Consider the following 26,375-nt stretch of genomic DNA (forward strand, 5'->3'; position numbering starts at 1 on the left):
CGCGGGAAGTAGCTCAGCTTGGTAGAGTACTTGGTTTGGGACCAAGGTGTCGCAGGTTCGAATCCTGTCTTCCCGATTCATGGCGGTGTAGCTCAGCTGGCTAGAGCGTCCGGTTCATACCCGGGAGGTCGGGGGTTCGATCCCCTTCGCCGCTATAATGATCTTGTTGGACCTTTAGCTCAGCTGGTTAGAGCTCTCGGCTCATAACCGAGTGGTCGTAGGTTCAAGTCCTACAAGGTCCATTGTAAATAATGGAGGATTACCCAAGTCCGGCTGAAGGGAACGGTCTTGAAAACCGTCAGGCGTGTAAAAGCGTGCGTGGGTTCGAATCCCACATCCTCCTTTTATATTAACGCGGGATGGAGCAGCTCGGTAGCTCGTCGGGCTCATAACCCGAAGGTCGTAGGTTCAAATCCTGCTCCCGCAATTTGGCTCGGTAGCTCAGTTGGTAGAGCAATGGATTGAAGCTCCATGTGTCGGCGGTTCGATTCCGTCTCGCGCCATATCTTATTTTATTAAGCGGGTGTAGTTTAGTGGTAAAACTACAGCCTTCCAAGCTGTTGTCGCGAGTTCGATTCTCGTCACCCGCTTTGAACTTTGTTCAAATACCAAGTTTTTTAACTTGGGCGCGTAGCTCAGGTGGTTAGAGCGCACGCCTGATAAGCGTGAGGTCGGTGGTTCGAGTCCACTCGTGCCCATTAATAGGAGAATTACTCAAGAGGCTGAAGAGGACGGTTTGCTAAATCGTTAGGTCGGGTAACCGGCGCGGGGGTTCGAATCCCCCATTCTCCGTACGTTAAGAGAGCTATCAGGCTCTTTTTTTAGTAAGTAAATCCCCCTTCTAAATTATTAAAAGGGGGATTGTTTTATTACCAACTTGTTAGTGATATTTCTCCGCTATTTAGCCAGATAGTATGTTTATCTTCAAGTTCGACTTGAAGTTTCCCAGTTTCTGAGATTTTTTTTGCAAGACCTTTTTTTACTTTTCCATCTAGCTGGAAGGTAACTTCTTTTCCAAGAACTATTGATCTTTCTTTATAGATATAGAGTAGCTCATCTGGATCTGTATTGTAGAAACAATTCCATATTTCGCTAATGAGGTCATTACGACTAATTGGTGCAGGTGGCATAAATAGGCTGCCTGCTTTTTCTTTTAAGTCATCTGGGAAGTCTGCTATAGAGAAATTTATACCAAGTCCGATAATGACATCTGTCACTAAACCTGTTTCAACGGAAGTCATAGCTTCGGTAAGGATACCTGCTATTTTTTTATTCTTAAAGTAGATGTCATTAACCCACTTGATATCGACTTCTATCATGGTTAGATTTTTAATTGCCATGTATACTGATGCGGCTACAAGGAGTGTGTAGGATGGAAGTTTTTCATAGGGGAGATTTGGCTGAATTTGCAAGGACATATAGATGCCCCCTTGAGAAGGAGAGTAGTAGGGACGTTGAAAGCGACCACGACCTGCTGTTTGACAGGTTGAAAGATAGAGTGTATTTCCTTTGTTTCCAGCTTCAATCCCTTCTTTTGCATCAGTTTGAGTAGATTTTGTTTCTGGTTTGTAGAGAATGTTTAAGTTGGTTTTCTCTTGAATCACATTAGGTAATATCAAATCGCCTTGGATAAGCTTGTAACCTCTATTTTTAATACTGTCAATCATGAGCCCTTCTTGTTGGAGGCGTTGGATTGCTTTCCATATGGATGTCCGACTTAGATTCAGTTCTTCGCCAATTTTTTCTCCGCTGACATAATCTTTTTCTCTAGCTAATATTTGGTAGACTAGTTGGTGTGATTTCATACTTTTTTCCTGTCTTTCAATAGTAGATATTTTCGCCTTTCTTATATTCTACCATAGCTTTTTTCTTTTTAGGAGGTTTATTTCTTTTTCTCTAGCAATTATTGGACTGGAATATCTCCGAATATAGTAGAGTATACTTTCATTCTTCCGTAAAAGTTTTTTATTTTGGGAGCGTGTTCATTGTTCCCAAATGACGGAAAAAATGGTAGAATATAAAGATAGTTTAGCATTTATCTTCTGGAGAAATCCAGAACAGAAAGGATCCGTTTTGAAATCAATTGGATTACTGGATAAGATAAGAGGGCTTTCGAAAAAAGATTTCTTTTTGTATTTGATGATCATAAGTATCTTTTTACCTTTTTATTTGTTCTTAGCGCTCTTTGCTTTATATTTGATAGGTTTACTTGTTACTGGGGAGATGAAGGGAATTATCAAAGGATTAATCAAACATCCTGTACTTCTCTTTTTTATTGCCTATAGTAGTATCATCTCTATCGTCGCCAAGAACTGGCTTGGATTGGTTGCATCTTTACTGATGTTTCTCTTCCTCATTTTCTTTAGTTTTTACCAGAAACGTCTGACACATGCTTTCTTTCGACTGATACTGCAGACAATCTTGTTTGGTAGTGTGCTCTCTGCGGCTTTTGCTACTTTGGAGCATTTCCAAATTGTAAAGAAATTTAACTACGCCTTTCTTTCGCCCAATATGCAAGTATGGCACCAGAACCGTGCAGAGGTGACCTTCTTTAATCCTAACTACTATGGGATTATCTGTTGCTTCTGTATCATGATTGCCTTTTACCTCTTCACAACGACGAAGTTGAGATGGCTGAAAATCTTTTGTGTGCTAGCAGGTTTTGTAAATCTATTTGGTTTGAATTTTACGCAGAATCGAACAGCCTTTCCTGCCATCATCGCTGGTGCGATTATTTATCTTTTTACAACCATTAAAAACTGGCGTGCCTTCTGGCTCAGTATTGGAGTTTTCGGGATTGGACTTTGTTTCCTCTTCTCAAGCGATTTGGGAGTCCGTATGGGAACCCTAGATTCTTCAATGGAGGAGCGTGTTTCAATTTGGAATGCGGGTATGACTTTGTTTAAACAAAATCCAATCTGGGGTGAGGGACCACTGACCTATATGAATTCTTATCCGAGAATCCACGCTCCCTATCATGAACACGCGCACAGTCTTTACATTGATACCATTTTGAGTTATGGCCTGATTGGAACCATTCTCCTATCCATTTCTTCGGTTATCCCAGTTCATATGATGATGGATATGAGTCAGGAGTCTGGTAAACGACCAATTATCGGTCTTTATCTCTCCTTCCTTACAGTAGTCGCTGTACATGGAATTTTTGACTTGGCTCTCTTCTGGATACAGTCAGGATTTATCTTCTTGTTGGTTATGTGCAGTTTACCACTGGAACATCGTACCTTAGTAGCGGACATGACGGACTAAGTTTATAAATAGTGAAGATCTTCTACTTTAGGTAGGAGGTCTTTTTTTGTTTGGTGGAAATTATTTCTAAGTCGAAATAATTGACAGATGGAATGATAAGTATTACAATGTAATATAATTCGATATAGAAATAAATTGGAGAAGTCATGAAAGATAGTCATTTGGTAGCCCATCATATTCGTTTGTTGAATGGGCGGATTTTTCAAAAGTTACTGAGTCAGGATCCTGAGGCTCTTTATCGGAGTGAACAGGGAAAGATTTTAGCGGTTTTATGGAATAGTGAAACTGGCTGTGCAACCGCGACAGATATTGCGCTGGCGACTGGTCTCACCAACAATACGCTCACAACCATGATTAAGAAACTTGAGGAGCAAAAGCTGATCACGATTAGTCCATGTGGGGTAGATAAGAGGAAAAAATATGTCGTTCTGACTGAACTTGGTTCATCCCAGAAAGAAGTCGGCCATCGTATCAGTCAAAAACTGGATGCTGTTTTTTATAAAGGCTTCTCAGAGGAAGAAATTCGCCAGTTTGAAGCCTTTCAAGAAAGAATTTTGGCTAATCTGAAAGAGAAGGGAAATGAGGTTTAGAATGGGGTAAATTAGTTATTAAAAGTTTGGTAACTTGACCAATCGAGGAAAATTTTAAATTGAGGACAAAGAATGATTGAATACAAAAATGTAGCGTTGCGCTACACAGAAAAAGATGTCTTGAGAGATGTCAATTTACGGATTGAGAATGGGGAGTTCATGGTTTTAGTGGGTCCATCTGGCTCAGCTAAGACCACCATGCTTAAGATGATTAACCGTCTTTTGGAACCAACTGATGGCAATATTTATATGGATGGCAAGCGCATCAAAGACTATGACGAGCGTGAGCTTCGTCTCTCTACTGGTTATGTTTTACAGGCCATTGCTCTTTTTCCCAATCTAACGGTTGCGGAAAATATTGCCCTCATTCCTGAGATGAAGGGCTGGACTAAGGAAGAAATTGCTCAGAAAACAGAAGAGCTTTTAGCTAAAGTTGGCTTGCCAGTAGCTGAGTATGGGCATCGACTTCCAAGTGAATTATCTGGTGGAGAACAGCAACGGGTCGGCATTGTGCGCGCCATGATTGGTCAGCCAAAGATCCTACTCATGGATGAGCCTTTTTCAGCCTTGGATGCTATTTCGAGAAAACAGTTGCAGGTTCTGACGAAAGAATTGCATAAAGAGTTTGGGATGACAACCATTTTTGTAACCCATGATACGGATGAAGCCTTAAAGTTGGCGGACCGTATTGCTGTTTTACAGGATGGAGAGATTCGTCAGGTGGCAGAATCTGAAACAATTTTAAAAGCTCCTGCCACAGAATTTGTAGCAAATTTGTTTGGAGGTAGTGTTCATGACTAATTTGATATCAACTTTTCAGGATCGTTTTAGTGATTGGTTGACAGCTCTATCTCAACATTTGCAGTTATCACTTTTGACCTTGTTACTAGCTATTTTTATCGCGATTCCCTTGGCTGTTTATCTTCGCTATCATGAGAAGTTGGCGGATTGGGTCTTGCAGATTGCTGGAATTTTCCAGACCATCCCGTCTCTGGCCTTGTTGGGGCTCTTTATTCCCTTAATGGGAATTGGGACCTTGCCTGCTTTGACAGCTTTAGTAATTTATGCGATTTTCCCGATTTTACAAAATACCATCACTGGGCTGAAGGGAATTGACCCTAGTCTGCAGGAGGCTGGGATTGCCTTTGGGATGACTAGATGGGAGCGTCTCAAGAAGTTTGAAATTCCACTGGCCATGCCTGTTATCATGTCTGGGATTCGGACGGCAGCGGTCTTGATTATCGGTACAGCAACCTTGGCTGCCTTGATTGGTGCAGGGGGACTGGGTTCCTTTATCCTTTTGGGAATTGACCGTAATAATGCCAGTCTGATTTTGATTGGGGCCCTTTCTTCTGCAGTGCTTGCCATTGCCTTTAACTTCCTACTAAAAGTGATGGAAAAAGCAAAATTGCGGACGATTTTCTCTGGTTTTGCCTTGGTGACCATATTGCTCGGTCTGTCTTATAGTCCGGCCCTCTTAGCTCAAAAAGAGAAGGAAAACTTGGTGATTGCTGGGAAATTGGGACCGGAACCAGAAATTTTGGCCAATATGTATAAACTCCTCATTGAAGAAAATACCAGTATGACTGCGACTGTTAAACCGAATTTTGGGAAAACAGGCTTCCTCTATGAAGCTCTGAAAAAAGGGGATATTGATATCTATCCTGAATTTACTGGTACGGTGACTGAAAGTTTGCTTCAACCATCACCCAAGGTGAGTCACGAGCCAGATCAGGTTTATCAAGTGGCGCGTGATGGCATTGCTAAACAGGATCATCTGGCTTATCTCAAACCTATGTCTTATCAAAATACCTACGCTGTAGCTGTTCCGAAAAAGATTGCTCAAGAATATGGCTTGAAGACCATTTCGGACTTGAAAAAAGTGGAAGGGCAGTTGAAGGCAGGCTTTACACTTGAGTTTAATGACCGTGAAGATGGGAATAAGGGCTTGCAGTCTCTCTATGGGCTCAATCTCAACGTAGCGACCATGGAGCCAGCTCTTCGCTATCAGGCAATCCAGTCAGGTGATATTCAAATTACGGATGCCTATTCGACCGATGCAGAGTTGGCGCGTTATGATTTACAGGTCTTGGAAGATGACAAGCAACTCTTCCCACCTTATCAAGGGGCACCACTTATGAAAGAAGCTCTTCTCAAGAAACATCCTGAGTTGGAGACAGTTCTCAATAAATTGGCTGGTAGAATTACTGAAAGCCAGATGAGCCAGCTCAACTATCAAGTCGGTGTTGAAGGCAAGTCAGCAGAACAAGTAGCCAAGGAGTTTCTACAAGAACAAGGTTTGTTGAAGAAATGATGGGGCAGAGACTTTAAACATACTGAACTCAATTCCCTTAAACAACTAGATAAAAGAATGCTCAGACAATTTCGTCTGGGCTTTTTGGGTGTCAGAATTAATGATTTTCATTTTTAAATGGAAAATAAGAGGAAATTTTTAGGATTTTCTAAAATTTTACTGTAAATACACTTGACTATTCAGAAATTAGGTGTATAATGTGTTGTGAACTACTTAACAAATAAAGATTTCCAGCTCATGTCGACTAAGGATGGAAATCTTGTGTATAGACAGTTCAGTAGATATATAATAGAGCGTTGCGTCCGAAAGTCTATCCAGACACGGCTCTTTAAAAACAAAAGGAGAAGATTATGAAAACAGAACCGATTCATCGTACCAGTATGTGGAAATTTAAGTTAAGTGCTGCCACCATGACTTTGATTCCCGCTGCCGTGGGGATTAACTATGTTGCCAAAGCCTTGGCGGAGGGGTTAAAGTTGCCCGTTTGGCTGGGGTCTTTGGGAACCTTTCTTACCAGCATGTTGGCTGGGCCGGTTGCCGGTGCCATTAGTGGTTTCATCAACAACGTGATCTATGGGCTGACCTTATCGCCAATTTCAACCGTGTATGCGATTACCAGCATCGGAATTGGGATTGCTGTCGGAGTTTTGCACGCCAATGGGTGGTTCTCGTCAGCGAGACGAGTATTTGTTTCTGCTATTATTATTGCCATCGTTTCAGCTGTCATTTCAACGCCACTCAACGTCATCTTTTGGGGTGGTCAGACCGGTATCGCTTGGGGTGACTCATTGTTTGCGGTAATGGTCGCCAATCATGCACCAGTGTGGCTGGCCTCATTTACCGATGAGTTTGTCTTGGATATTTTGGATAAAGTCTGCGTGGCCTACCTGGCATTCTTCATCTATCGTCAGCTGCCGAAGCGGATGGTGCACTTCTTTAGCGATAATAAATGATGACTGATAAAACATTGATTTCTGGAGCGCCACGGGTCAAGCTCAAGTGGTACCAGGTGATCGATCCGATTACTAAGCTCTTGTTCATCTTGGACATGACGTTGTTGAGCTTTGCCAGTATGAATTTATTGCTTCAGGCCGGATTAATTCTTGTCGCAACACTGCTATTGTTATTTTCCAAATTGAGTTCTACCACCTTTAAGGCGCTGGGATTCAGCCTGTTTCTGATTTGCACCATGCTGATCATCCAAGGGTTATTTTACAGTCGGAATCAAACTGTGCTGTTTTCTGTGCTTGGGGTGTCGTTCTACAAAGAAGGACTGATTTACGCCACCACTCTGGGTTGTCGAGTATTGGTGATTATTTTGACCAGTGGCTTTTTTATGGTGACCACGAGTATTTCAGAAAACGCGGCCTATTTGGAACTGTCCGGATTGTCTTATAAAACCGTCTACGTTCTGATGTCGGTGTGTTATATTTTGCCGGAAATGATGCGCAATATGCGGAAAATCCAGCAGGCACAAAAAGTTCGCGGAACCAATCCGCAAAAAACGTTGATTCAGAAATTAAAGTCAGTCCTGCCGGTTCTAATTCCATTGGTGATTAAGACCTTGGATCAATCGATGACGCGGTCGATTTCTCTCCAACTGAGAGGTTTTGATAATCTCAACCGGACTGTCAGAACCTCCCAGCGCGTGTATCGCCTGTCACGGACGCTGCACATTGGTCTGACTGGATTGGCAATTTTATTGATTGGGTGGAAGATATGGACGAAGATAAACGGATTGTAATTGAAAATTTGACCACCCGTTATCCGGGTACTGAGCAACCACAACTGCGTCAGATTAACGCGGAGGTTCATACCGGCCAGGTGGTTGGGATTATCGGGCATAGCCACTCCGGCAAATCGACTTTGTGCCGTGTGCTGGCAGGGGTCATTCCCAAAATTGTGTCTGCTGAGATTGAGGGCGATTGGCACATGTTTGGCCAGCGAGTGTCCGACAATTGGCCCGTTTATAATGCCATGAATGGAGTTGTACTGCAAAATCCAGCTGGCCAACTAAGCGGGTTGGCAGACACGGTTGCCGATGAAATCGCCTTTGACTTGATTAATCAGGGAATGGCTGAAGGACTGATTCAAAAACGGGTTGAAGAAGTTGCCACGCAAATGGGGCTGATTGAACAGCTGAATTTGCGTCCCGAGAGCCTTTCCGGTGGTCAGATCCAGCGGTTGGCAATTGCCACGGCGATTGTGGCTAATCCGGCTGTTTTGATTATGGATGATCCGACCAGTGAGATGGATCCCCTTGGCCGCCGGCAATTTTTCCAATGGCTGGCCCAAGTCAAAGAGACGACTGTCTTCATTGTCACCAGTGAAATTGACGATTTGTGCGAAGTCGCCGACGTTGTGTGGGTGCTGCACGAGGGTCAAATGGTAGCCCAGGGCAGGCCGGGTGAGGTGTTTAATCATTTGGCAGCTGACTGGCAGATTCCAGCCCCGACAATCCAGCAACTTGCTCAAAAAATGGATTGGCACTTGGCTGATGGCCGGTATCCGGTGAATTACGCTGATCTGAAGGAGGTTCGTTATGTCCACAATTGAACTGAGCCACCTGACGTTCACTTATCCGGAACGGTCCTTTAGCTTGGATATTGAAGGCAAACACTTCGCCGATCCGATGGTGGCGATTGTCGGCCAAAATGGTGCCGGCAAATCAACGCTCTTCAAATTGTTGACGGGCTTGCTGACACCACAAACCGGTGTGATTAAGATCGATGGAGAAAATTTTAATGATCTTAAACCAGTCGAAAAGTTACTGAAGGTTGGGATTACTTTTCAGAATCCTGACGATCAGCTTTTCAACCCGACCGTTCAACGAGAGGTGGAGTGGAATGTCGCGCAGGTCATGGATGACCACGACACGATTACGAGGCGGGCTTTAGCGGCTCTAAAAAGAGTTGGCTTGGATGATAAAACAGCTGAAAGTCCATATGACCTGTCATTGTCGGAACGCAAGCTGTTGAGCGTTGCCACAGTTTTGGCAGTGGATCCGGCGATTTATTTATTTGATGAGCCGATGATGTCGCTTGATTGGGAAAGCCGGCGCAAGTTGACCGCAATTTTCCATCAGTTGGCTGATTCGGGCCACCAAGTTGTGACCATCACCCATGACATGGATTGGGTCGCCGCCGAGTTTGAGTCGGTGTATGTTATGGAACACGGGAAGTTTGGCTTCGCCGGCAGTCCACGGGAATTGTTCAGCAATCACGAACTTGTCCAGCGAGTGGGATTACTACCACCGCGGATTATGGACATAGCGGAGTCGCTGGGTGATTCACAGACATATTTATCGGTTAATGATTATTGCCAGAAAAATCGAGATGTATAGAAAAAGTCACCTCTGCGGGTTTTCCAGGTTGAAGGATTAACTTCAGCTTCTGGCAAGAACTCACATGGGTGACTTTTGTGTTTAATAACGTTTCATGATCATCGGGTGCTTCCTCAGATCACTCGGTTTGATTTTACTTTGTTTCATGGTCATAATCATATACCATTTCTTTTGGATTTTTTGTTTGACTAATACAAAATAGGTCTTCATAGGTCTTCGCATTTTTAGCGCCCATTAGGATCATCAGTATAATTTTCTGAATTAGGAGACTGTCCCATCACTATTCGAACTTCGTCTCCCAACTTACGCTGTTCCCATTCATCCGTGAATCCTTTAAATCGCAATTCTGGAACTTTCTTTTTAACTGAATCATCTATTTTCGCCATAGTCCCCACCATTTTATTGGTTTTTCTTGTTCTTCTATCCTTTTTTGATCTTTGATTTGTTCCTGCAAATTTTCCAACTTCTCTTTAAGAGCGTTCACTTCATCTTTATATTGATTGTCTAAGTGTTTGAATTCTGTTTCCTGTGAGGGCTTTTAAGTTATCATTTTCCGCCTTGTATTCTTCTAGCAACTTTTTATCTTGCAAGGCTAATCGTTGTTACTGGTCTAACAAATTAGTTAGTTTTTCTATTTGTTGGTCTTTGGTATTTGATTTGCTACTACTTTCTACTTTACCTAAAATTATTTTTTCTGCTTTAGAATTTATTAGATTAGACCCATTGGAACTTTTAAGCTGTAATTCTTTTGGTAACCTTTGGTAGTGATATTGAATATTTTGTTTTGTAACACTCAACTCATCCGCCAGCTCTTTGATCGTTTTTAAGTCTTCACTCATGGTTTAAGTCCTGCCTTTTAACCGTTGGTAGATATTATTCAATGGCTTTTTTGAGGTAGCGTGCGATATTATGCTTAGAATATTCTTCACGTCTGCTGGCAACATGAGACAAGTGGCCTTTGACACTATTTAGCCCTCTTAATTCTTTCAGTTCGTCATAGAGGGGGTAAACATAGACTTGCAATCCTGCCATGATTTTTGTATCTTGCATTTCAAACAGACTTAGCAACATATTTTCTAGCAATAGCGTGGTGTACTTGCTTTTCATTGCTTCAATAGCTAGCTTATCTTCGGTTTCTGCTTTGCGTGCTTTATCTTCTTGATAGGCGGTATCTTCTAACTTATAGCTGTTATCGTCTGCTCGACGTTTCTTTCGTAACCAGATATCCAATGTTAAACCGTCCGCATCAATCGCTCGATAGAGATAATGCCAACGCCCCTTAATTTTGATATAGGTTTCATCCATTTTCCACGAATAGAAGGACTGTTTATTTTTCTTTTTCCAGAGATGATAGAGGATTTTACTGTATTCTTGAACCCACCGATAAATCGTAGTGTGACAAACATTTATTCCACGGTCATAAAGCAATTCCTGAACTTCACGATAGCTCAGATTGTAACGTAGGTAATAACCAACAGCGACAATGATGACGTCTTGTTGGAATTGTTTGCCTTTAAAATGATTCATCTCTCAAGCCTTACTAACCTTTTTTCTGCTCTTTGAGAAGCTGAAGGTCGTGCTAGTAACTACCTATTTGGTTTGATTAATTCCATCATTTATCTGGTGCTTGCCCTTCAAAAAGGCTTCTATGGTGAGGTTTTAACAACTCTCTATTTTACAATTATGCAGCCAATTGGTCCCTTGGTTTGGATTTATCAAGCCCAGTTTAAGAAAGAACAACAAGAGTTTGTCGCACGTAAACTAGACGGCAAGGGTTGGACAAAGTATCTTTCTATTAGTGTTCTTTGGTGGTTGGCCTTTGGGTTTATTTATCAGTCTATCGGAGCTAATCGTCCCTATCGTGATTCTATCACTGATGCGACCAATGGTGTAGAAATCCTCATGACAGCTGTTTACCGTGAACAGTGGATATTCTGGGCTGCTACTAATGTCTTTTCAATCTATCTCTGGTGGGGAGAAAGCCTGCAAATCCAAGGGAAATACTTGATTTATCTCATTAACAGTCTAGTTGGTTGGTACCAGTGGAGCAAGGCAGCAAAAAGCGTTTAAAAATAAAAAAGGATCAAAAGATCCTTTTTTTGTGTTAGAGCAAAATGAGTAACACCGTAATAACGATAGCGATCGTTATACGAATGAGGTGGTGCGATATATGTTGACTTTCTTGCTGTTGCCCATTCCAGTAGGCTCCATAGCAGACAATACTCGCACCCACAATCCATAGAAGAATGGTTGCAAGTGGGACGAAGTAAAAGATGGCTAGAGCCAGAGAAGTGATGCAACTGCCGACCAAGATACACGTGTTTCCCAAACTGTGGTTCTTTTGTTTCATGGCTGAAAAAGCAGCGGCAAGGTGAAGTAGTGAGAAGGCGAGGGCTAGTACAATTGTTAGTATTCCTAGAATCATCGAAGTTAACATAGTTGGTTCCTTTCTGAGTTACAGGCTTAGTTATCAAGTGTAGTTGTAGAGGTCATCTCCATTACATCAAGGTAAAATCTCACCACTTGGTCTTCGGTATAGGATTTTCCTTTTTTTAGCCACCAAGTTAGAGTCTCGATAAAGTTTGTCACAACAAAATGCTGGAGGTAGGAGGCTGGAATAGTTGGATAGGCTTCTTGCAAGTCATCCGCCACCATGGGGTAAACGTGGTGTTCGAGCTCCTTTTGTAGTTGGCGGAGGAAGTAGTCGTTTTTGGAAAAAAGGAGACTGGTAACACGGTCCTGGTTTTTCTGAAAATGTAAAAAGATATGGGCGAGGTAGTCTTCGGTAGTTAAGTGTTCTTCCCTTTCAAAGAGATGATGAAAGAGATAGCGACAGAGCTCATCTAAAAGGAGTTCCTTGCTCTCGTAGTGACAGTAAAAGGTAGAACGTCCAACATCTGCTAGGTCAATGATATCCTGGACAGTAGTAGCATCATAGCCCTTGTCGTTCAAAAGTTGTAAAAAAGCTTGATAGATGGCTTTTTTTGTCTTGTTGACTCGACGGTCTCTTTTTAGCATATAGACACTTGGGACAAACTGTTCAGAACTGTACAATGCTGACAGTTTGCTTCTATCCTTTCTTTGGATTTTATTAGATAATACAAATGAAAGAAGTATGTATATACCCATTATACCAAAGGAGGGAGAGAAATGAACTCTAAAACATCAATCTGGTTAGCTTTTTTCTTAAATTTAAGCTATGCTATTGTTGAGTTTATCGCAGGAGGAATCTTTGGTTCGAGTGCTGTTCTTGCTGATTCTGTTCATGACTTAGGGGATGCTATAGCCATTGGCATATCGGCCCTTTTAGAAACAATCTCAAACCGAGAAGAAGATGGGCAGTACACCTTGGGTTACAAGCGTTTCAGCCTTCTAGGGGCCATTCTAACAGCTGTGATTCTTATGATAGGGTCTGTCCTAGTGATATTGGAAAATATCACAAAGATAGTTCACCCACAACCTGTCAATGAGGAAGGCGTCCTCTGGCTAGGAATCATTGCCGTCAGTATCAATGTGCTAGCTAGTCTAGTAGTTCGTAAGGGAAAGACAAAGAACGAGTCAATTCTGAGTCTGCATTTTTTGGAAGACACCCTTGGTTGGTTGGCTGTCATTCTAATGGCGATTATCCTTCGGTATACAGATTGGTATATCCTCGATCCGCTTTTGTCTCTAGTTATTTCTATCTTTATTCTTTCAAAAGCTATTCCTCGTTTTTGGAGCGCACTGAAAATTTTCCTAGATGCTGTGCCAGAAGGAGTTGAGGCAGGTGATTTGGAGAAGGATTTGGAGGCTCTGACAAACGTCAAAAGTGTCAATCAACTTAGCATTTGGTCCATGGATGGTCTAGAGAACAATGCCCTTGTTCACATTTGTATCAAGGACTGGGAGCAGATGATGGAGACCAAAGAAGTAGTGCGTCAATTTTTAGAAGAAAGAGGCGTGCAGAATATCACTATTGAAGTGGATAGCAGTCAAAGCAATCATGCGCAACATAGGCGGAGGGTGAGAGAGTTAGAGCAGAAGCATGGGCATCATCATTAGAAAAACGACCTCGCTAGAGGTCGTTTTGTTATCCTATTCATTCCTTGTACTTTCTCTCAAAGTCAGTCTGGTTCCCAGCATGGTTAGGCTAGGAATTTTCCGACCATGGAGAACTTCCTTGTTAAGAATATCCATACCTGCTCGGCCCATTTCTTCGGTATAGACGGTAATGCTAGAAAGGGGAGGATAGACCTGCTTGGTCAGGCTAGTGTCGTTAAAAGAAATGAGGCTGACGCGGTCGGGTAGGCTGATTCCAGCTTCTTGGAGGGCACGGAGGGCACCGATAGCTAAACTATCGCTGGCTGCGAAAAAGGCTGGTGGGAGTTGTTCTCCCAATTTGTGAATGGCCTCCTTCATCAAGTCATAGCCAGACTGGGCAGTAAAGCTCCCCTGAAAGACCAGTTCTCCATTGTAGATTCCTTTTGCTTGGGTAATGTTTTTGAAATTTTCTAGCCGCTTATCTTGGATAATTTCTTCCTGGTCGGTTGTTTCCTCAAGGCCTGTGAGAATCCCAATACGGTTCATACCTTGGCTGAGGAAATGGTCTACAACTTGTTTCACAGCAGTGTAAAAGTCAGTGATAATACAGGTATGACCTAATGAGAGGGTATCGCTGTCTATAAAGACTAAAGGTTTTTGGTATTCTTCAAAGGCAGAAATCTGAGCACGGCTAAATTTTCCGATGCAGAGAATGCCAATCACTTCCTCGCTCAGTGTAAAGGGATGGTCATTAAAATAGCGCAAGATGTCATAGTCCAACTCTTGGGCTCTTTTTTCAATACCGAGACGAATCTGGTAGTAGTAGAGGTCGTCCAACTCCCCTTGTTCGCTGACCCATTGGATAATGGCAATCTTTTGCTTGGGTTTGTGGGATTCGCCTGTCTTGAGATGCTTGGTGTAGCCCAGCTCTTCAGCAACGGTTAATATACGGTGTCTGGTTTCTTCTGTGACAGATAGGCTCTGGTCGCGATTGAGGACACGAGATACGGTCGCAATAGAGACAGAGGCTAGCTGTGCGATGTCTTTTAAGGTAGCCATAAATCCTCCTCCTTTTAGGTTAGTATATCATATTTTTCTTCTTTTTACCGATTGTTTAGTAAAACTTTAGTAAAAAGGATTGACCTTGGGAAATCCCTTGGATACAATAGAAGAAAACGATTACACGTTAAGGTGACTTAACGGACAGTAAAAGGAGAATTCATATGACACAACATCTTACTGCTGAAGCCCTTCGTAAAGATTTTCTTGCTGTTTTTGGTCAAGAAGCAGACCAAACCTTCTTTTCACCAGGGCGTATCAATTTGATTGGTGAACACACGGATTACAATGGCGGTCACGTTTTTCCTGCTGCGATTTCCTTGGGAACTTATGGGGCGGCTCGCAAGCGTGACGACCAAGTTTTGCGTTTCTACTCAGCCAACTTTGAGGACAAGGGCATCATCGAAGTGCCTCTTGCGGACCTCAAATTTGAAAAAGAGCACAACTGGGCCAACTATCCAAAAGGTGTTCTTCATTTCTTGCAAGAAGCAGGCCATGTCATTGATAAAGGTTTTGATTTTTATGTTTTTGGGAATATCCCAAATGGCGCAGGCTTGTCTTCATCAGCATCATTAGAACTCTTGACAGGGGTCGTGGCAGAGCATCTCTTTGACCTAAAACTAGACCGTTTAGATTTGGTTAAAATCGGGAAACAAACAGAAAACAACTTTATCGGAGTCAACTCTGGTATCATGGACCAGTTTGCTATCGGTATGGGGGCAGACCAACGTGCTATTTATCTAGATACTAATACTTTGGAGTACGACTTGGTACCACTCGATTTGAAGGACAATGTCGTCGTTATCATGAACACCAATAAACGCCGTGAATTGGCGGATTCTAAATATAATGAACGCCGTGCTGAGTGTGAAAAAGCAGTGGAAGAATTGCAAGCTGCCTTAGATATTCAGACCTTGGGTGAATTGGACGAGTGGGCCTTTGACCAATACAGCTATCTGATTAAAGATGAAAATCGTTTGAAACGTGCTCGTCATGCTGTTCTTGAAAACCAACGTACCCTTAAGGCTCAAGCAGCCCTTCAAACAGGAGATTTGGAAACATTTGGTCGTTTGATGAATGCGTCACACGTTTCTCTGGAGCATGACTACGAAGTAACTGGTTTGGAATTGGATACTCTTGTCCACACAGCTTGGGCTCAAGAAGGTGTTCTTGGTGCTCGTATGACAGGGGCAGGTTTTGGCGGATGTGCCATTGCCTTGGTGCAAAAAGACACTGTTGAGGCCTTTAAAGAAGCTGTAGGCAAACACTACGAAGAAGTAGTTGGATATGCTCCAAGCTTCTATATCGCTGAAGTTGCAGGTGGCACTCGCGTCCTTGATTAGTCAAAAGGAGGCTCTATAGTGACCTTAGTAGATAAATTTGTAACACATATCATTTCTGAAAGTTCATTTGAGGAAATGGATCGAATCTACCTGACCAATCGTATTTTGGCACGAGTGGGCGAAGGTGTTTTGGAAGTTGAGACTGATCTGGATAAATTGATTGACCTCAAGGACCAGCTGGTCGAGGAAGCGGTTCGTTTAGAGACGATTGAAGATAGTCAGACTGCGCGTGAAATCCTCGGTACTGAACTGATGGACTTGGTGACCCCTTGTCCAAGTCAGGTCAATCGTGATTTCTGGGAAACCTATACCCACTCTCCTGAGCAAGCGATAGAGGATTTTTACCAACTCAGTCAGAAAAATGACTACATCAAACTCAAGGCCATTTCTAAAAATATCGCTTATCGTGTACCATCTGATTATGGAGAACTTGAAATTACCATCAATCTCTCTAAGCCTGAGAAGGATCCCAAAGAGATTGCGGCAGCTAAGTTGGTGCAAGCTAGCAATTATCCACAGTGTCAACTCTGTCTAGAGAATGAAGGCTACCATGGTCGGGCCAATCATCCAGCTCGCAGCAATCACCGTATTATCCGTTTTGAAATGGCGGGTCAAGAATGGGGCTTCCAGTATTCGCCCTATGCTTACTTTAATGAGCACTGTATTTTTTTAGATGGTCAGCATCGTCCCATGGCCATTAGTCGGCAGAGCTTTGAGCGTCTGCTCGCTATCGTAGAGCAGTTTCCAGGTTATTTTGCGGGTTCAAATGCGGATTTACCAATCGTCGGTGGTTCTATTCTAACCCATGACCACTATCAGGGGGGGCGACATGTTTTCCCTATGGAATTGGCTCCTCTGCAAAAGGCCTTCCGATTTGCTGGATTTGAGCAGGTTAAGGCTGGAATTGTCAAGTGGCCTATGTCAGTGCTACGTTTGACTTCGGATTCCAAAGAGGATTTGATCAACTTGGCTGACAAGATTTTGCAGGAATGGCGCCAGTATTCAGACTCTGAAGTGCAGATCTTGGCAGAGACAGACGGGATACCGCATCACACCATAACACCCATTGCTCGTAAACGAGATGGACAATTTGAGTTGGACTTGGTCTTGCGGGATAATCAGACTTCTGCAGAACATCCTGATGGCATCTATCATCCTCACAAGGATGTCCAACATATCAAGAAGGAAAATATCGGCTTGATTGAGGTCATGGGCTTGGCTATCTTGCCACCTCGTTTGAAGGCAGAAGTGGAGCAAGTAGCAGCCTACCTTGTCGGAGAAGATATCTCAGTTGCCGCTTATCATCAGGAATGGGCAGATCAACTCGAAGCCCAAAATCCAGACCTAAAAGATAAAGAAAAAGCCCTTGAAATCGTAAAGGGCTCTGTGGGTGCTATCTTTGCGCGTGTACTTGAGGATGCCGGAGTCTACAAGCAAACGGAACAGGGACAGGCAGCCTTTATGCGCTTTGTGGAACAGGTCGGAATTTTGCCAGATTAGGAGCTTTCTCCTTGCACAGTCCTATAAAAAGTAGTATCATAGGGTCGTTTGAAATATCAGGAGGAAACGATGAAAGATTTTCATTTTGACGCTATATCAGCTTTTGAAAATTACGAAATTGAACAAATGAGAGATGGTCACGTTGAGGTGACGACCAAAGTAGTGGACTCGTCGCTCAACTACTATGGCAATGCCCATGGTGGCTATCTCTTTACCCTTTGTGATCAGATTAGTGGTTTGGTGGTTATCTCGCTGGGGCTAGATGGAGTGACGCTTCAGTCCTCTATCAACTACCTCAAAGCAGGAAAACTAGATGATGTACTGACCATTAAAGGAGAATGTGTTCATCAAGGTCGCACAACCTGTGTCGTAGATGTGGATATCACCAATCAAGAGGGCAGAAATGTCTGCAAAGCAACCTTTACCATGTTTGTCACAGGTCAGCGGTCTGAAAAAAGACAGGTAAGGATATAGAGAAACAAAAAAGAGGTGTGAGCCTCTTTTTCTTATTTCTTTTTCCGATTTAACACGGCATTGAGGACAATGGCCAGTAGGCTGGCTACGACGATTCCGTTTGAGAAGAACATTTGGAAGGCTGTTGGCATGCTGACAAAGAGATTACTGTTATTGAGTCCGACACCTGCAGCGATTGAGACAGCTGCGATAAGGAAGTTGTGTTCATTGTTAGCAAAATCAACGCGAGCGAGGATTTGCATCCCTTGAAGGGAAACAAATCCAAACATCACCAGCATGGCGCCTCCAAGAACAGGGCTCGGAATGATTTGAGCGAGCGCGCCAAACTTAGGTAGGAGTCCAAGGAGGACTAGGAAACCAGCTGCGTAGTAGATTGGCAGGCGAGTCTTGATACCTGATAATTTAACCAAACCAACGTTTTGTGAAAATCCTGTGTAAGGGAAGGTGTTAAAGATTCCTCCGAGAAGGACAGCTAAACCTTCAGCACGATAACCGTTGCGCAGGCGCGTGCTGTCGATTGGGTCATTGGTAATATCAGACAAGGCCAGGTAAACACCAGTGGATTCAACCATAGACACCGTTGCAATGATACACATCATGATAATAGAAGAGATTTCAAAAGTTGGCATCCCAAAGTAGAGGGGAGTAGGAACATGGACAAGTGGTGCCGCCGCAACAGGGGAGAAATCAACCAAGCCCATAGTAGCAGCAATGGCGGTTCCGACAACCAGACCAATCAAAATGGAAATAGACTTGATAAATCCTTTGGTAAAGATGTTGATCAAGAGGATGATCAGAACAGTGATAGCAGCAAGCAAGAGACTTTGACCAGTTGGCTCTGGAACGTTATTCCCCATATTTCCAATAGCAACCGGAATCAAGGTCAATCCAATCGTGGTAATGACAGAGCCCGTCACGATAGAGGGGAAGAGATTGGCCACTTTTGAGAAGATGCCTGAAATCAGAATCACATAAATCCCTGAAACGATAAGGGCACCAAACATAGCTCCGCTACCGTGGCTTTGCCCAATCATAATTAAAGGAGCGACGGATTGGAAGGCAACTCCGAGAACGACTGGTAGTCCAATTCCGAAGTATTTGTTGAGTTGGAGTTGAAGGAAGGTGGCCACCCCACACATGAAGATATCTGTGGAGATCAGGTAGGTCAATTGCTCAGCTGAATAGCCAAGAGCTGTCGCAATCATGATAGGAACCAGGATAGAACCTGAGTACATGGCTAGTAAGTGCTGCAAGCCAAGAACGGCTGCTTGCGAATGTTTTTCTTGTTTTTGCATTAGAGATCTGCCTCCTTAAAAACGACCTGACCATTTTCGAAACGATCCAAGCGAGCCAGTGATAGGACAGGGTAGCCTGCTTTTTCAAGCAAATCACGACCATCTTGGAAAGATTTTTCAATCACGATACCTATCGCTTCAACTTTTGCTCCAGCTTGTTCGATGATTTGAATCAAGCCTTTGGCAGCTTGGCCATTAGCAAGGAAATCATCGATAATCAAGACCTTGTCCTCTGGTGAGAGGAATTTTCCAGCGATGGAAACAGTGCTGGTCACCTGCTTGGTAAAGGAGTAGACTTGGGCGGTTAAGATGCCTTCGTTCATGGTGATGTTTTTAGCTTTCTTGGCGAAAATCATGGGAACATTCAAGGCTTCGGCAGTAAAAACGGCTGGGGCAATGCCTGACGCTTCAATGGTTACGACCTTAGTAATGCCAGCAGAAGCGAATTTATCCGCAAATACCTTACCGATTTCCCGCATCAAGCTGAAGTCAACTTGGTGGGTTAAAAAGGAATCTACCTTGAGGATGTTGTCACCCAAGATATGCCCATCCTGAAGGATGCGCTCTTCTAATAATTTCATAAAACCTCCTAAAGTCTAAAAGATGCTTCATTTGCTTGTTTAAATGTTTCTATAGTGATTTAGTTTGCTAGTAATGTATATGTATAATACTAGTGTGAGCGAAGCGAGTTTTACCAGATATTTCCCGCTGTAGTGGTATCATAGACAATAATTTTTTTATTGTCTATGACGGGATTTTTGAGACTTTGGGCTCAAAAATTAGGGATGAAATTCCGGAGGAAGTTGCTCCCGTCCGCACTAAATAAGGGAAATATTAAAAATATTATATTCTACCTTGAAGGCTAGCCTTAGCAAAATACTAAAAAAGGACCTACTTAATCTCAAAGTAAGTCCCCAAAATAGGTATGGCAAAAACCATACCTTCAACAGACTTACTCATTGTTAGGTGTTCCGGCACCTTGTAGAAACGTCGTGCCAATTCACGACATAAACAAGTGAAATGGTACTATTATCAAACGCAATAGCGTTAATGTCATTATTTTACACTAAATAGCTTTAGAAATCAAATGTTTTGTTAGGATTTGAATAAAAAAAGCGAACGAATAAAAGGCTGCAACGCTAGAAAGTATTGTAGCCTTTTATTCTTCTATTCGCTAAATCTTAAAAAATAGCCATCGGGATCCAAGGCTGCAAATTCGTGAGGATAGATGTAATGATCCCCAACACGAAATGTTCTCTTGGTCAGCGGACGATGGATAGGATAGTCAGCTTCCAGCAGTTTTTGGTGGAGCTGAGGGACATCTTCAATGCCAAAGGAAATATTGACACCGCGCCCGAAAGGATAGGTTAGTTGGGCTAATTCTTCTGTGCTACCTTCTTCTAGCATAAGTTGGCAGTATTCAAGCGAGAGGAAGAGAAATTTCTCCTCTGGACGCTCGTATTCGACAGAAAATCCCAGCAAGTCGCAGTAGAAGTGGCGTGACTTTTCGAGGTCAGATACTACAAATTCAGGAATGACAGCTTGATAGTCCATTAGCTTTCTCCTTAGAGCTCAATCTCTATGACAATGGGTGTGTGGTCTTGGCGCGCACCAGAGTCAATCATATCAGACTTGGTCACCTTGTCAGCCACGCGGTTGCTAGTCAGCCAGTAGTCGATTCTCCAGCCTGCATTGTTGATTTTAGAAGTCTTGCTGCGTTGCGCCCACCAGGTATAACGCTCGGGGACATCGCCGTGAATATGGCGGAAGGTGTCGGTAAATCCAGTTGCCAAAAGGTTGGTAAAACCAGCACGTTCCTCGTCTGTAAATCCAGGTGAACGGCGGTTGCTAGCAGGATTTGCAAGGTCAATTTCCTTGTGAGCTACGTTGTAGTCTCCAGTTGCAAGGACTGGTTTTTCTTTGTCTAGTTGAGCCAAATACTCAGCGTATCTGACATCCCAGACTTGTCGTTCTTCCAAGCGTTTGAGACCGTCTCCAGCGTTTGGAGTGTATACTTGGGTCACGAAAAATGTATCAAATTCCAAGGTGATGATGCGACCCTCCAAGTCCATGGTAGACGGGGCACCAATCTCTGGGAAGCTGATAGTAGGAGTCAGTTCTTCCTTATAAAGGAACATGGTTCCGGCATATCCTTTGCGGGCAGGTTCTTGGGAAGAGCGCCAAGTATTTTCATACCCTGGAAAGAGTTCTTCTAAAATTTCTAAGTGTTTCTTTGTTGGGCCCTTGGCAGAAAGCTTGGTTTCCTGGATAGCGATAATATCAGCATTTTCAGATATCAAAGTTTGTAAGACTTCCTGTGACAGTTTGGCGCGAGCAGAGTCGCTAGTTAGGGCTGCATTGAGGGAATCAATATTCCATGAGATGAGTTTCATAAAGTTACCTTTTTCATTCAGATTATAGTCTATATTATACCAAAAAAAGGTCTATTTCCCCAACGTATGGTTTGAAAAATCAGCTTCTTTCGTTTATAATGAAGAATGATTTTATGAAAAGGGAATGAAAATAAATGAAATTCTACTCATATGACTATGTACTGAGCCAAATCAGTCAGCAAAATGGGATCATGATTGGCTTTGGGATTGTTTTATTAGCTGTGACAGGATTTTTTGCTTTTAAGGCTTACCATGATAAAAAGGGGACCAAATTTCGTGAGTTGGTCATGATTTCAGCTTTGACCTTATTAGCTCTCCTTTTGGTCAGCATCACGACTTATCAAAACAATCAAGTTTCTAACAATAAATTTCAAGCTTCACTTCATTTCATCGAGCTTGTTTCCAAAGAATTGGGAGTTGACAAGTCAGAGATCTATGTCAATACTTCCACAAACACTGATGGTGCACTTATCAAGGTAGGTGATCGCTATTATCGTGCCTTGAACGGAAGTGAGCCAGACAAGTACCTGCTAGAGAAAGTGGAATTGTATAAAACAGATGCAATTGAACTGGTGGAGGTGAACAAATGACACTTAATTATATCGAAATTTTAATCAAACTAGCCTTGGGTCTCTTTTCTCTGGTTTTCGTGATTAATGTGACAGGAAAGGGCAACCTAGCGCCTAACTCAGCGATAGATCAAATTCAGAACTATGTACTCGGGGGGATCATCGGTGGGGTGATTTACAATAGCTCCATCAGTATCCTTCAGTATGCAGTTATCCTGATTATGTGGACCATTCTGGTCTTGACTCTCAAATGGCTTAACAACAATGTTCACTTTGTGAAACGCTTGATTGATGGGAAGCCAACCCTGCTCATCAAAAATGGGAAGATTGATCCAGAAGCCTGCCGTTCGGTTGGTTTATCAGCAGCGGACGTAGCTCTTAAGCTACGTAGCCAAGGCATTTTCCAGATGAAACAAGTCAAACGCGCTGTTCAGGAGCAAAACGGCCAACTCATCGTAGTCCAAATGGGTGATGAAAATCCTAAGTATCCTGTTGTCACAGATGGCGTCGTCCAAGTAGAAGTTTTGGAATCAATAGGCCGTAGTGAGGAATGGCTACTTGATAACCTCGGCAAACAAGGTCATGACAATGTTGCCAATATCTTTATCGCTGAGTATGACAAGGGTGCCGTCACAGTCGTCACCTATGAATAAGAAAAACCTGAGGTCTCTGCCTCAGGTTTCCATTTGCAATCAGAAAGGGATTTTATGTCCATTATTCAAAAACTCTGGTGGTTTTTCAAACTCGAAAAACGTCGTTATCTAGTCGGAATTGTGGCCTTAGTCTTGGTTTCCGTCCTCAACCTCATCCCTCCCATGGTTATGGGGCGAGTCATTGATGCCATCACTTCGGGACAATTAAGTCAGCAGGACCTACTTTTGAACCTCCTTTATCTGCTTTTTGCAGCTTTGGGGATGTACTATCTGCGCTATGTTTGGCGCATGTATATCCTTGGGACTTCCTACCGTCTGGGGCAGATTATGCGGTCTCGCTTGTTTGAGCATTTCACAAAAATGTCGCCAGCCTTTTATCAGACCTATCGAACAGGGGATCTGATGGCACACGCAACCAATGATATCAATGCCTTGACGCGTCTCGCAGGTGGCGGCGTCATGTCAGCAGTGGATGCCTCTATCACGGCACTGGTGACTTTGTTGACCATGCTCTTTAGTATTTCTTGGCAGATGACTCTGGTTGCTATTCTTCCCCTGCCTTTCATGGCTTATGCGACCAGTCGTCTAGGGAGAAAGACTCATAGGGCTTTCGGCGAATCCCAAGCGGCCTTTTCTGAACTCAATAACAAGGTGCAGGAGTCCGTATCAGGTATCAAAGTGACTAAGTCATTCGGTTATCAGGCGGACGAGCTGGAGTCTTTTCAGGCAGTTAATGAATTGACCTTCCAAAAGAACCTGCAAACCATGAAATACGATAGCCTCTTTGATCCCATGGTTCTCTTGTTTGTTGGTTCTTCCTATGTCTTAACCCTCTTGGTCGGCTCTTTGATGGTTCAGGAGGGGCAGATTACGGTTGGGAATCTGGTCACCTTTATCGGCTACTTGGATATGCTGGTTTGGCCTCTTATGGCTATCGGCTTCCTCTTTAACATCACTCAGCGAGGAAAGGTTTCTTATCAGCGGATTGAGGAACTCTTGTCTCAGGAATCACCTGTACAGGACCCTGAGTTTCCTCTGGACGGTATTGAAAATGGGCGCTTGGAGTACGCCATTGACAGCTTTGCCTTTGAAGAGGAGGAGACACTAAGGGATATTCACTTTAGTCTGGAAAAAGGGCAAACGCTGGGTTTGGTTGGGCAAACAGGCTCTGGAAAAACATCTCTAATCAAACTGCTCTTGCGTGAGTATGATGTTGACAAGGGAGCCATTTACCTAAATGGTCACGATATTCGCGATTATCGTCTGACAGACCTTCGCAGTCTTATGGGCTATGTCCCTCAAGACCAGTTTCTCTTTGCGACTTCTATTTTAGACAATATCCGCTTTGGCAATCCTAATTTGCCCCTTTCAACGGTCGAGGAAGCGACTAAGCTAGCTCAAGTTTACCAAGACATTGTAGCCATGCCTCAGGGATTTGATACGTTGATCGGTGAAAAAGGAGTCAGTCTCTCAGGTGGTCAAAAGCAACGTCTGGCCATGAGTCGGGCTATGATTTTAGACCCTGATATCTTGATTCTAGATGATTCCTTGTCAGCTGTGGATGCCAAGACAGAGTATGCGATTATCGACAACCTCAAGGAGACGCGAAAGGACAAGACAACCATTATTACGGCTCATCGCCTCAGTGCAGTCGTCCATGCAGATCTAATCTTGGTTCTGCAAAATGGTCAAATTATCGAACGGGGCAGGCACGATGACTTGCTAGCCCTTGATGGCTGGTATGCCCAAACCTACCAGTCTCAGCAGTTGGAAATGAAAGGAGAAGAAGATGCAGAATAAACAAGAACAATGGGCTGTGTTAAAGCGCCTACTGTCCTATCTTAAACCCTATGGTCTTCTGACCTTTTTAGCCCTGACCTTTCTTCTAGCTACTACGGTCATTAAAAGCGTGATTCCCCTCGTTGCTTCCCACTTTATCGACCAGTACCTCAGCAATCTCAACCAACTTGCCGTGACCGTTTTGCTGGCCTACTACGGTCTTTATATCCTGCAAACTCTGGTTCAGTATGTTGGCAATCTTCTCTTTGCGCGGGTGTCCTACAGTATTGTCAAAGATATTCGTCGCGATGCCTTTGCCAATATGGAGAAACTCGGCATGTCTTATTTTGACAAGACGCCAGCTGGTTCGATCGTCTCTCGTTTGACAAATGATACCGAGACCATCAGTGATATGTTTTCAGGGATTTTATCCAGTTTTATCTCAGCAGTTTTTATCTTTCTAACAACCCTTTATACCATGTTGGTGTTGGATTTTCGTTTGACAGCTTTGGTCTTGCTCTTTCTTCCTTTGATTGTCCTTTTGGTCAATCTCTATCGGAAAAAGTCAGTCAAAATCATCGAAAAAACTAGAAGTCTCTTGTCGGATATCAATAGTAAGCTAGCAGAGAATATCGAGGGAATTAGGATTATCCAGGCTTTTAATCAAGAGAAGCGTCTGCAGGCAGAATTTGATGAAATCAATCAAGAACATTTGGTCTATGCCAACCGTTCTGTAGCCTTGGATGCCCTCTTTTTGAGACCTGCCATGAGTTTGCTGAAACTTCTAGGTTATGCTGTCTTGATGGCCTATTTTGGCTACCGTGGGCTTTATCTGGGAATAACAGCCGGAACCATGTATGCCTTTATCCAGTATATCAATCGGCTCTTTGATCCCTTGATTGAGGTGACGCAAAACTTTTCAACCCTTCAAACTTCTATGGTTTCTGCAGGCCGTGTTTTTGCCTTGATTGATGACAGGACCTATGAGCCTCTTCAAGAAGATGGGCAGACTAAAGTCAAAGAAGGCAATATTCGTTTTGAACATGTGTGCTTCTCATATGATGGAAAACACCAGATTCTGGATGATGTTTCCTTTTCAGTTAACAAAGGTGAAACCATTGCCTTCGTAGGTCATACAGGTTCGGGGAAATCTTCGATTATCAATGTCCTCATGCGTTTTTATGAATTTCAGTCAGGGCGAGTTATCTTGGATGATGTGGATATCAGGGACTACAGTCAGGAAGAGCTGAGAAAAAACATCGGTCTAGTCTTGCAGGATCCCTTCCTATATCACGGGACTATCAAGTCCAACATCGCCATGTACCAAGATCTTAGTGATGAAGAGGTACAGGCTGCGGCTGCCTTTGTTGATGCAGATTCCTTTATTCAGGATCTTCCGCAGGGTTATGATGCACCTGTGTCTGAGCGTGGTTCGAGCTTTTCTACTGGACAGCGTCAGCTTCTTGCCTTTGCCAGAACAGTCGCCAGTCAGCCTAAAATCTTGATTTTGGATGAAGCGACAGCCAATATTGACTCTGAAACAGAAAGTTTGGTTCAAGATTCCCTAGCTAAGATGAGACAGGGTCGGACGACCATTGCCATCGCTCATCGCCTTTCTACCATTCAAGACGCCAACTGCATTTATGTCTTGGATAAGGGGCGCATCATTGAGAGTGGAACCCATGAGGAACTCTTGGCCTTGGAGGGAACCTATCACAAGATGTATAGCTTGCAGGCAGGAGCTATGTCCTAATACTCTTTGATTTTCATTGAGTA

At 43.3% G+C, this 26,375-nt stretch carries 27 protein-coding genes, 9 tRNA genes, 3 pseudogenes and 1 riboswitch; of the genes and pseudogenes, 26 read left to right on the forward strand and 13 right to left on the reverse strand.

Features of this window, described 5'->3' with window-relative positions; translation table 11 throughout:
• The first annotated feature begins 2 nt into the window (after window positions 1–2).
• The 9 genes from ACIY14_RS08515 (at window position 3) to ACIY14_RS08555 (ending at window position 792) form a co-directional block, all read left to right on the forward strand.
• Window positions 3–76: transfer RNA gene (locus ACIY14_RS08515), tRNA-Pro, on the forward strand.
• Window positions 77–81: 5 nt separating this feature from the next.
• Window positions 82–155 (forward strand) — tRNA-Met (locus ACIY14_RS08520).
• Window positions 156–168: 13 nt separating this feature from the next.
• Window positions 169–242 (forward strand) — tRNA-Ile (locus ACIY14_RS08525).
• A gap of 11 nt (window positions 243–253) precedes the next feature.
• Window positions 254–343 (forward strand) — tRNA-Ser (locus tag ACIY14_RS08530).
• Between the two features lie 10 nt (window positions 344–353).
• Window positions 354–427: transfer RNA gene (locus tag ACIY14_RS08535), tRNA-Met, on the forward strand.
• A 3-nt stretch (window positions 428–430) separates the two neighbouring features.
• A tRNA-Phe gene (locus ACIY14_RS08540) sits at window positions 431–503 on the forward strand.
• A 16-nt stretch (window positions 504–519) separates the two neighbouring features.
• Window positions 520–590, forward strand: a tRNA-Gly gene (locus ACIY14_RS08545).
• Window positions 591–624: 34 nt separating this feature from the next.
• Window positions 625–698, forward strand: a tRNA-Ile gene (locus ACIY14_RS08550).
• A gap of 6 nt (window positions 699–704) precedes the next feature.
• A tRNA-Ser gene (locus ACIY14_RS08555) sits at window positions 705–792 on the forward strand.
• A gap of 77 nt (window positions 793–869) precedes the next feature.
• Here the strand turns inward: ACIY14_RS08555 and birA are convergent.
• Window positions 870–1,805, reverse strand: a complete 936-nt coding sequence (gene birA, locus ACIY14_RS08560; RefSeq protein WP_409002263.1) for a bifunctional biotin--[acetyl-CoA-carboxylase] ligase/biotin operon repressor BirA — start codon at window positions 1,803–1,805, stop codon at window positions 870–872.
• A 268-nt stretch (window positions 1,806–2,073) separates the two neighbouring features.
• Here birA and ACIY14_RS08565 point away from each other — a divergent pair, with 268 nt between their 5' ends.
• From ACIY14_RS08565 to ACIY14_RS08600, 8 genes are all read left to right on the forward strand, one after another.
• Entirely contained in the window at window positions 2,074–3,267 is a 1,194-nt protein-coding gene (locus ACIY14_RS08565; RefSeq protein ID WP_409002296.1) for an O-antigen ligase family protein, read from the forward strand.
• A 146-nt stretch (window positions 3,268–3,413) separates the two neighbouring features.
• Window positions 3,414–3,857, forward strand: coding sequence for a MarR family winged helix-turn-helix transcriptional regulator (locus tag ACIY14_RS08570; protein WP_409002264.1), 444 nt, complete (start codon window positions 3,414–3,416; stop codon window positions 3,855–3,857).
• Window positions 3,858–3,929: 72 nt separating this feature from the next.
• Complete coding sequence (locus ACIY14_RS08575; protein ID WP_409002265.1) at window positions 3,930–4,658, forward strand: ATP-binding cassette domain-containing protein; 729 nt, start codon at window positions 3,930–3,932, stop codon at window positions 4,656–4,658.
• On the forward strand, window positions 4,651–6,171 hold the full coding sequence (locus ACIY14_RS08580) for an ABC transporter permease/substrate-binding protein (RefSeq protein WP_409002266.1): 1,521 nt from the start codon (window positions 4,651–4,653) through the stop codon (window positions 6,169–6,171). The genes ACIY14_RS08575 and ACIY14_RS08580 overlap by 8 nt, the downstream gene beginning before the upstream one ends.
• Before the next feature lie 350 nt (window positions 6,172–6,521).
• Complete coding sequence (locus ACIY14_RS08585; RefSeq protein WP_409002267.1) at window positions 6,522–7,124, forward strand: ECF transporter S component; 603 nt, start codon at window positions 6,522–6,524, stop codon at window positions 7,122–7,124.
• Window positions 7,124–7,915 (forward strand): energy-coupling factor transporter transmembrane component T, encoded by a 792-nt coding sequence (locus ACIY14_RS08590; RefSeq protein WP_000130448.1) that lies wholly within the window; start codon window positions 7,124–7,126, stop codon window positions 7,913–7,915. Before ACIY14_RS08585 ends, ACIY14_RS08590 begins: the two co-directional genes overlap by 1 nt.
• The gene (locus ACIY14_RS08595) at window positions 7,891–8,727 is read left to right on the forward strand and encodes an ABC transporter ATP-binding protein (RefSeq protein ID WP_409002268.1); all 837 of its coding nucleotides are present in this window, start codon (window positions 7,891–7,893) and stop codon (window positions 8,725–8,727) included. Before ACIY14_RS08590 ends, ACIY14_RS08595 begins: the two co-directional genes overlap by 25 nt.
• Window positions 8,714–9,514, forward strand: coding sequence for an energy-coupling factor ABC transporter ATP-binding protein (locus tag ACIY14_RS08600; protein ID WP_409002269.1), 801 nt, complete (start codon window positions 8,714–8,716; stop codon window positions 9,512–9,514). Before ACIY14_RS08595 ends, ACIY14_RS08600 begins: the two co-directional genes overlap by 14 nt.
• A 224-nt stretch (window positions 9,515–9,738) precedes the next feature.
• On the opposite strand, the gene ACIY14_RS08605 is transcribed toward ACIY14_RS08600, so the two are convergent.
• The 5 genes and pseudogenes from ACIY14_RS08605 to ACIY14_RS08625 form a co-directional block, all read right to left on the reverse strand.
• Window positions 9,739–9,900: a hypothetical protein gene (locus ACIY14_RS08605; protein ID WP_001062367.1), complete on the reverse strand. Its 162-nt coding sequence runs from the start codon at window positions 9,898–9,900 to the stop codon at window positions 9,739–9,741.
• A pseudogene (locus tag ACIY14_RS08610) lies at window positions 9,888–10,104 on the reverse strand (DNA-binding protein). Before ACIY14_RS08610 ends, ACIY14_RS08605 begins: the two are co-directional and overlap by 13 nt.
• Window positions 10,105–10,116: 12 nt before the next feature.
• Window positions 10,117–10,353 carry a hypothetical protein gene (locus ACIY14_RS08615; RefSeq protein ID WP_001287839.1) on the reverse strand — a complete coding sequence of 79 codons (237 nt, stop codon included), beginning with the start codon at window positions 10,351–10,353 and terminating at the stop codon, window positions 10,117–10,119.
• Between the two features lie 34 nt (window positions 10,354–10,387).
• Window positions 10,388–10,744 carry a DNA replication protein gene (locus ACIY14_RS08620; RefSeq protein WP_409002297.1) on the reverse strand — a complete coding sequence of 119 codons (357 nt, stop codon included), beginning with the start codon at window positions 10,742–10,744 and terminating at the stop codon, window positions 10,388–10,390.
• A pseudogene (locus tag ACIY14_RS08625) lies at window positions 10,718–11,041 on the reverse strand (IS6 family transposase); the annotation flags it as partial. The pseudogene ACIY14_RS08625 and the gene ACIY14_RS08620, both read right to left, overlap by 27 nt.
• A gap of 39 nt (window positions 11,042–11,080) precedes the next feature.
• Between ACIY14_RS08625 and pnuC the strand changes: the two are divergent.
• Window positions 11,081–11,584: pseudogene (gene pnuC, locus ACIY14_RS08630) on the forward strand (nicotinamide riboside transporter PnuC); the annotation flags it as partial.
• A gap of 34 nt (window positions 11,585–11,618) precedes the next feature.
• On the opposite strand, the gene ACIY14_RS08635 reads toward pnuC, so the two are convergent.
• Both ACIY14_RS08635 and ACIY14_RS08640 read right to left on the reverse strand, forming a co-directional pair.
• Complete coding sequence (locus tag ACIY14_RS08635) at window positions 11,619–11,951, reverse strand: glucuronide permease (RefSeq protein WP_409002270.1); 333 nt, start codon at window positions 11,949–11,951, stop codon at window positions 11,619–11,621.
• 26 nt (window positions 11,952–11,977) lie between these two features.
• Window positions 11,978–12,532 carry a TetR/AcrR family transcriptional regulator gene (locus tag ACIY14_RS08640; RefSeq protein ID WP_409002271.1) on the reverse strand — a complete coding sequence of 185 codons (555 nt, stop codon included), beginning with the start codon at window positions 12,530–12,532 and terminating at the stop codon, window positions 11,978–11,980.
• A gap of 132 nt (window positions 12,533–12,664) precedes the next feature.
• On the opposite strand from ACIY14_RS08640, the gene ACIY14_RS08645 reads away from it, so the two are divergent.
• On the forward strand, window positions 12,665–13,555 hold the full coding sequence (locus ACIY14_RS08645; RefSeq protein ID WP_409002272.1) for a cation diffusion facilitator family transporter: 891 nt from the start codon (window positions 12,665–12,667) through the stop codon (window positions 13,553–13,555).
• Between the two features lie 33 nt (window positions 13,556–13,588).
• On the opposite strand, the gene galR is transcribed toward ACIY14_RS08645, so the two are convergent.
• Complete coding sequence (galR, locus tag ACIY14_RS08650; RefSeq protein WP_409002273.1) at window positions 13,589–14,593, reverse strand: DNA-binding transcriptional regulator GalR; 1,005 nt, start codon at window positions 14,591–14,593, stop codon at window positions 13,589–13,591.
• Between the two features lie 164 nt (window positions 14,594–14,757).
• On the opposite strand from galR, the gene ACIY14_RS08655 reads away from it, so the two are divergent.
• From ACIY14_RS08655 to ACIY14_RS08665, 3 genes are all read left to right on the forward strand, one after another.
• On the forward strand, window positions 14,758–15,936 hold the full coding sequence (locus ACIY14_RS08655; RefSeq protein WP_409002274.1) for a galactokinase: 1,179 nt from the start codon (window positions 14,758–14,760) through the stop codon (window positions 15,934–15,936).
• Window positions 15,937–15,954: 18 nt separating this feature from the next.
• Window positions 15,955–17,436, forward strand: coding sequence for a UDP-glucose--hexose-1-phosphate uridylyltransferase (locus ACIY14_RS08660; protein ID WP_409002275.1), 1,482 nt, complete (start codon window positions 15,955–15,957; stop codon window positions 17,434–17,436).
• A gap of 69 nt (window positions 17,437–17,505) precedes the next feature.
• Window positions 17,506–17,910, forward strand: a complete 405-nt coding sequence (locus ACIY14_RS08665) for a PaaI family thioesterase (RefSeq protein WP_409002276.1) — start codon at window positions 17,506–17,508, stop codon at window positions 17,908–17,910.
• Between the two features lie 32 nt (window positions 17,911–17,942).
• On the opposite strand, the gene ACIY14_RS08670 is transcribed toward ACIY14_RS08665, so the two are convergent.
• The 4 genes from ACIY14_RS08670 to ACIY14_RS08685 form a co-directional block, all read right to left on the reverse strand.
• Complete coding sequence (locus ACIY14_RS08670) at window positions 17,943–19,205, reverse strand: nucleobase:cation symporter-2 family protein (RefSeq protein ID WP_409002277.1); 1,263 nt, start codon at window positions 19,203–19,205, stop codon at window positions 17,943–17,945.
• The gene (locus ACIY14_RS08675) at window positions 19,205–19,786 is read right to left on the reverse strand and encodes a xanthine phosphoribosyltransferase (RefSeq protein ID WP_409002278.1); all 582 of its coding nucleotides are present in this window, start codon (window positions 19,784–19,786) and stop codon (window positions 19,205–19,207) included. Before ACIY14_RS08675 ends, ACIY14_RS08670 begins: the two co-directional genes overlap by 1 nt.
• A 358-nt stretch (window positions 19,787–20,144) precedes the next feature.
• Window positions 20,145–20,240: riboswitch (purine riboswitch) on the reverse strand.
• A 132-nt stretch (window positions 20,241–20,372) separates the two neighbouring features.
• Window positions 20,373–20,759 (reverse strand): bleomycin resistance protein, encoded by a 387-nt coding sequence (locus ACIY14_RS08680; protein ID WP_409002279.1) that lies wholly within the window; start codon window positions 20,757–20,759, stop codon window positions 20,373–20,375.
• Window positions 20,760–20,770: 11 nt separating this feature from the next.
• Complete coding sequence (locus ACIY14_RS08685) at window positions 20,771–21,598, reverse strand: exodeoxyribonuclease III (protein WP_409002280.1); 828 nt, start codon at window positions 21,596–21,598, stop codon at window positions 20,771–20,773.
• 134 nt (window positions 21,599–21,732) lie between these two features.
• Here ACIY14_RS08685 and ACIY14_RS08690 point away from each other — a divergent pair, with 134 nt between their 5' ends.
• The 4 genes from ACIY14_RS08690 to ACIY14_RS08705 are packed head-to-tail and all read left to right on the forward strand — an operon-like array spanning window position 21,733 to window position 26,352.
• The gene (locus ACIY14_RS08690; protein ID WP_409002281.1) at window positions 21,733–22,188 is read left to right on the forward strand and encodes a DUF3290 family protein; all 456 of its coding nucleotides are present in this window, start codon (window positions 21,733–21,735) and stop codon (window positions 22,186–22,188) included.
• Window positions 22,185–22,820 (forward strand): DUF421 domain-containing protein, encoded by a 636-nt coding sequence (locus ACIY14_RS08695; protein ID WP_409002282.1) that lies wholly within the window; start codon window positions 22,185–22,187, stop codon window positions 22,818–22,820. Before ACIY14_RS08690 ends, ACIY14_RS08695 begins: the two co-directional genes overlap by 4 nt.
• 54 nt (window positions 22,821–22,874) lie before the next feature.
• Complete coding sequence (locus tag ACIY14_RS08700) at window positions 22,875–24,620, forward strand: ABC transporter ATP-binding protein (RefSeq protein WP_409002283.1); 1,746 nt, start codon at window positions 22,875–22,877, stop codon at window positions 24,618–24,620.
• Window positions 24,610–26,352: an ABC transporter ATP-binding protein gene (locus tag ACIY14_RS08705; protein WP_409002284.1), complete on the forward strand. Its 1,743-nt coding sequence runs from the start codon at window positions 24,610–24,612 to the stop codon at window positions 26,350–26,352. Before ACIY14_RS08700 ends, ACIY14_RS08705 begins: the two co-directional genes overlap by 11 nt.
• Window positions 26,353–26,375: the final 23 nt, after the last annotated feature.

It is taken from the genome of Streptococcus sp. ST16, from assembly GCF_046098135.1.
In the GTDB taxonomy this organism is placed as follows: Bacteria; Bacillota; Bacilli; order Lactobacillales; family Streptococcaceae; genus Streptococcus.

What these genes read in the sequence shown, in the direction of transcription:
- ACIY14_RS08690 (WP_409002281.1), top strand. Translation starts at nt 21,733, where the DNA reads ATGAAATTCTACTCATATGACTATGTACTGAGCCAAATCAGTCAGCAA.
- ACIY14_RS08655 (WP_409002274.1), top strand. Translation starts at nt 14,758, where the DNA reads ATGACACAACATCTTACTGCTGAAGCCCTTCGTAAAGATTTTCTTGCT.
- ACIY14_RS08600 (WP_409002269.1), top strand. Translation starts at nt 8,714, where the DNA reads ATGTCCACAATTGAACTGAGCCACCTGACGTTCACTTATCCGGAACGG.
- ACIY14_RS08705 (WP_409002284.1), top strand. Translation starts at nt 24,610, where the DNA reads ATGCAGAATAAACAAGAACAATGGGCTGTGTTAAAGCGCCTACTGTCC.
- ACIY14_RS08685 (WP_409002280.1), bottom strand. Translation starts at nt 21,598, where the DNA reads ATGAAACTCATCTCATGGAATATTGATTCCCTCAATGCAGCCCTAACT.
- ACIY14_RS08585 (WP_409002267.1), top strand. Translation starts at nt 6,522, where the DNA reads ATGAAAACAGAACCGATTCATCGTACCAGTATGTGGAAATTTAAGTTA.
- ACIY14_RS08640 (WP_409002271.1), bottom strand. Translation starts at nt 12,532, where the DNA reads ATGCTAAAAAGAGACCGTCGAGTCAACAAGACAAAAAAAGCCATCTAT.
- ACIY14_RS08615 (WP_001287839.1), bottom strand. Translation starts at nt 10,353, where the DNA reads ATGAGTGAAGACTTAAAAACGATCAAAGAGCTGGCGGATGAGTTGAGT.
- ACIY14_RS08595 (WP_409002268.1), top strand. Translation starts at nt 7,891, where the DNA reads ATGGACGAAGATAAACGGATTGTAATTGAAAATTTGACCACCCGTTAT.
- ACIY14_RS08670 (WP_409002277.1), bottom strand. Translation starts at nt 19,205, where the DNA reads ATGCAAAAACAAGAAAAACATTCGCAAGCAGCCGTTCTTGGCTTGCAG.
- ACIY14_RS08570 (WP_409002264.1), top strand. Translation starts at nt 3,414, where the DNA reads ATGAAAGATAGTCATTTGGTAGCCCATCATATTCGTTTGTTGAATGGG.
- ACIY14_RS08580 (WP_409002266.1), top strand. Translation starts at nt 4,651, where the DNA reads ATGACTAATTTGATATCAACTTTTCAGGATCGTTTTAGTGATTGGTTG.
- galR (WP_409002273.1), bottom strand. Translation starts at nt 14,593, where the DNA reads ATGGCTACCTTAAAAGACATCGCACAGCTAGCCTCTGTCTCTATTGCG.
- ACIY14_RS08590 (WP_000130448.1), top strand. Translation starts at nt 7,124, where the DNA reads ATGACTGATAAAACATTGATTTCTGGAGCGCCACGGGTCAAGCTCAAG.
- ACIY14_RS08695 (WP_409002282.1), top strand. Translation starts at nt 22,185, where the DNA reads ATGACACTTAATTATATCGAAATTTTAATCAAACTAGCCTTGGGTCTC.
- birA (WP_409002263.1), bottom strand. Translation starts at nt 1,805, where the DNA reads ATGAAATCACACCAACTAGTCTACCAAATATTAGCTAGAGAAAAAGAT.
- ACIY14_RS08675 (WP_409002278.1), bottom strand. Translation starts at nt 19,786, where the DNA reads ATGAAATTATTAGAAGAGCGCATCCTTCAGGATGGGCATATCTTGGGT.
- ACIY14_RS08680 (WP_409002279.1), bottom strand. Translation starts at nt 20,759, where the DNA reads ATGGACTATCAAGCTGTCATTCCTGAATTTGTAGTATCTGACCTCGAA.
- ACIY14_RS08700 (WP_409002283.1), top strand. Translation starts at nt 22,875, where the DNA reads ATGTCCATTATTCAAAAACTCTGGTGGTTTTTCAAACTCGAAAAACGT.
- ACIY14_RS08665 (WP_409002276.1), top strand. Translation starts at nt 17,506, where the DNA reads ATGAAAGATTTTCATTTTGACGCTATATCAGCTTTTGAAAATTACGAA.
- ACIY14_RS08605 (WP_001062367.1), bottom strand. Translation starts at nt 9,900, where the DNA reads ATGGCGAAAATAGATGATTCAGTTAAAAAGAAAGTTCCAGAATTGCGA.
- ACIY14_RS08645 (WP_409002272.1), top strand. Translation starts at nt 12,665, where the DNA reads ATGAACTCTAAAACATCAATCTGGTTAGCTTTTTTCTTAAATTTAAGC.
- ACIY14_RS08575 (WP_409002265.1), top strand. Translation starts at nt 3,930, where the DNA reads ATGATTGAATACAAAAATGTAGCGTTGCGCTACACAGAAAAAGATGTC.
- ACIY14_RS08635 (WP_409002270.1), bottom strand. Translation starts at nt 11,951, where the DNA reads ATGTTAACTTCGATGATTCTAGGAATACTAACAATTGTACTAGCCCTC.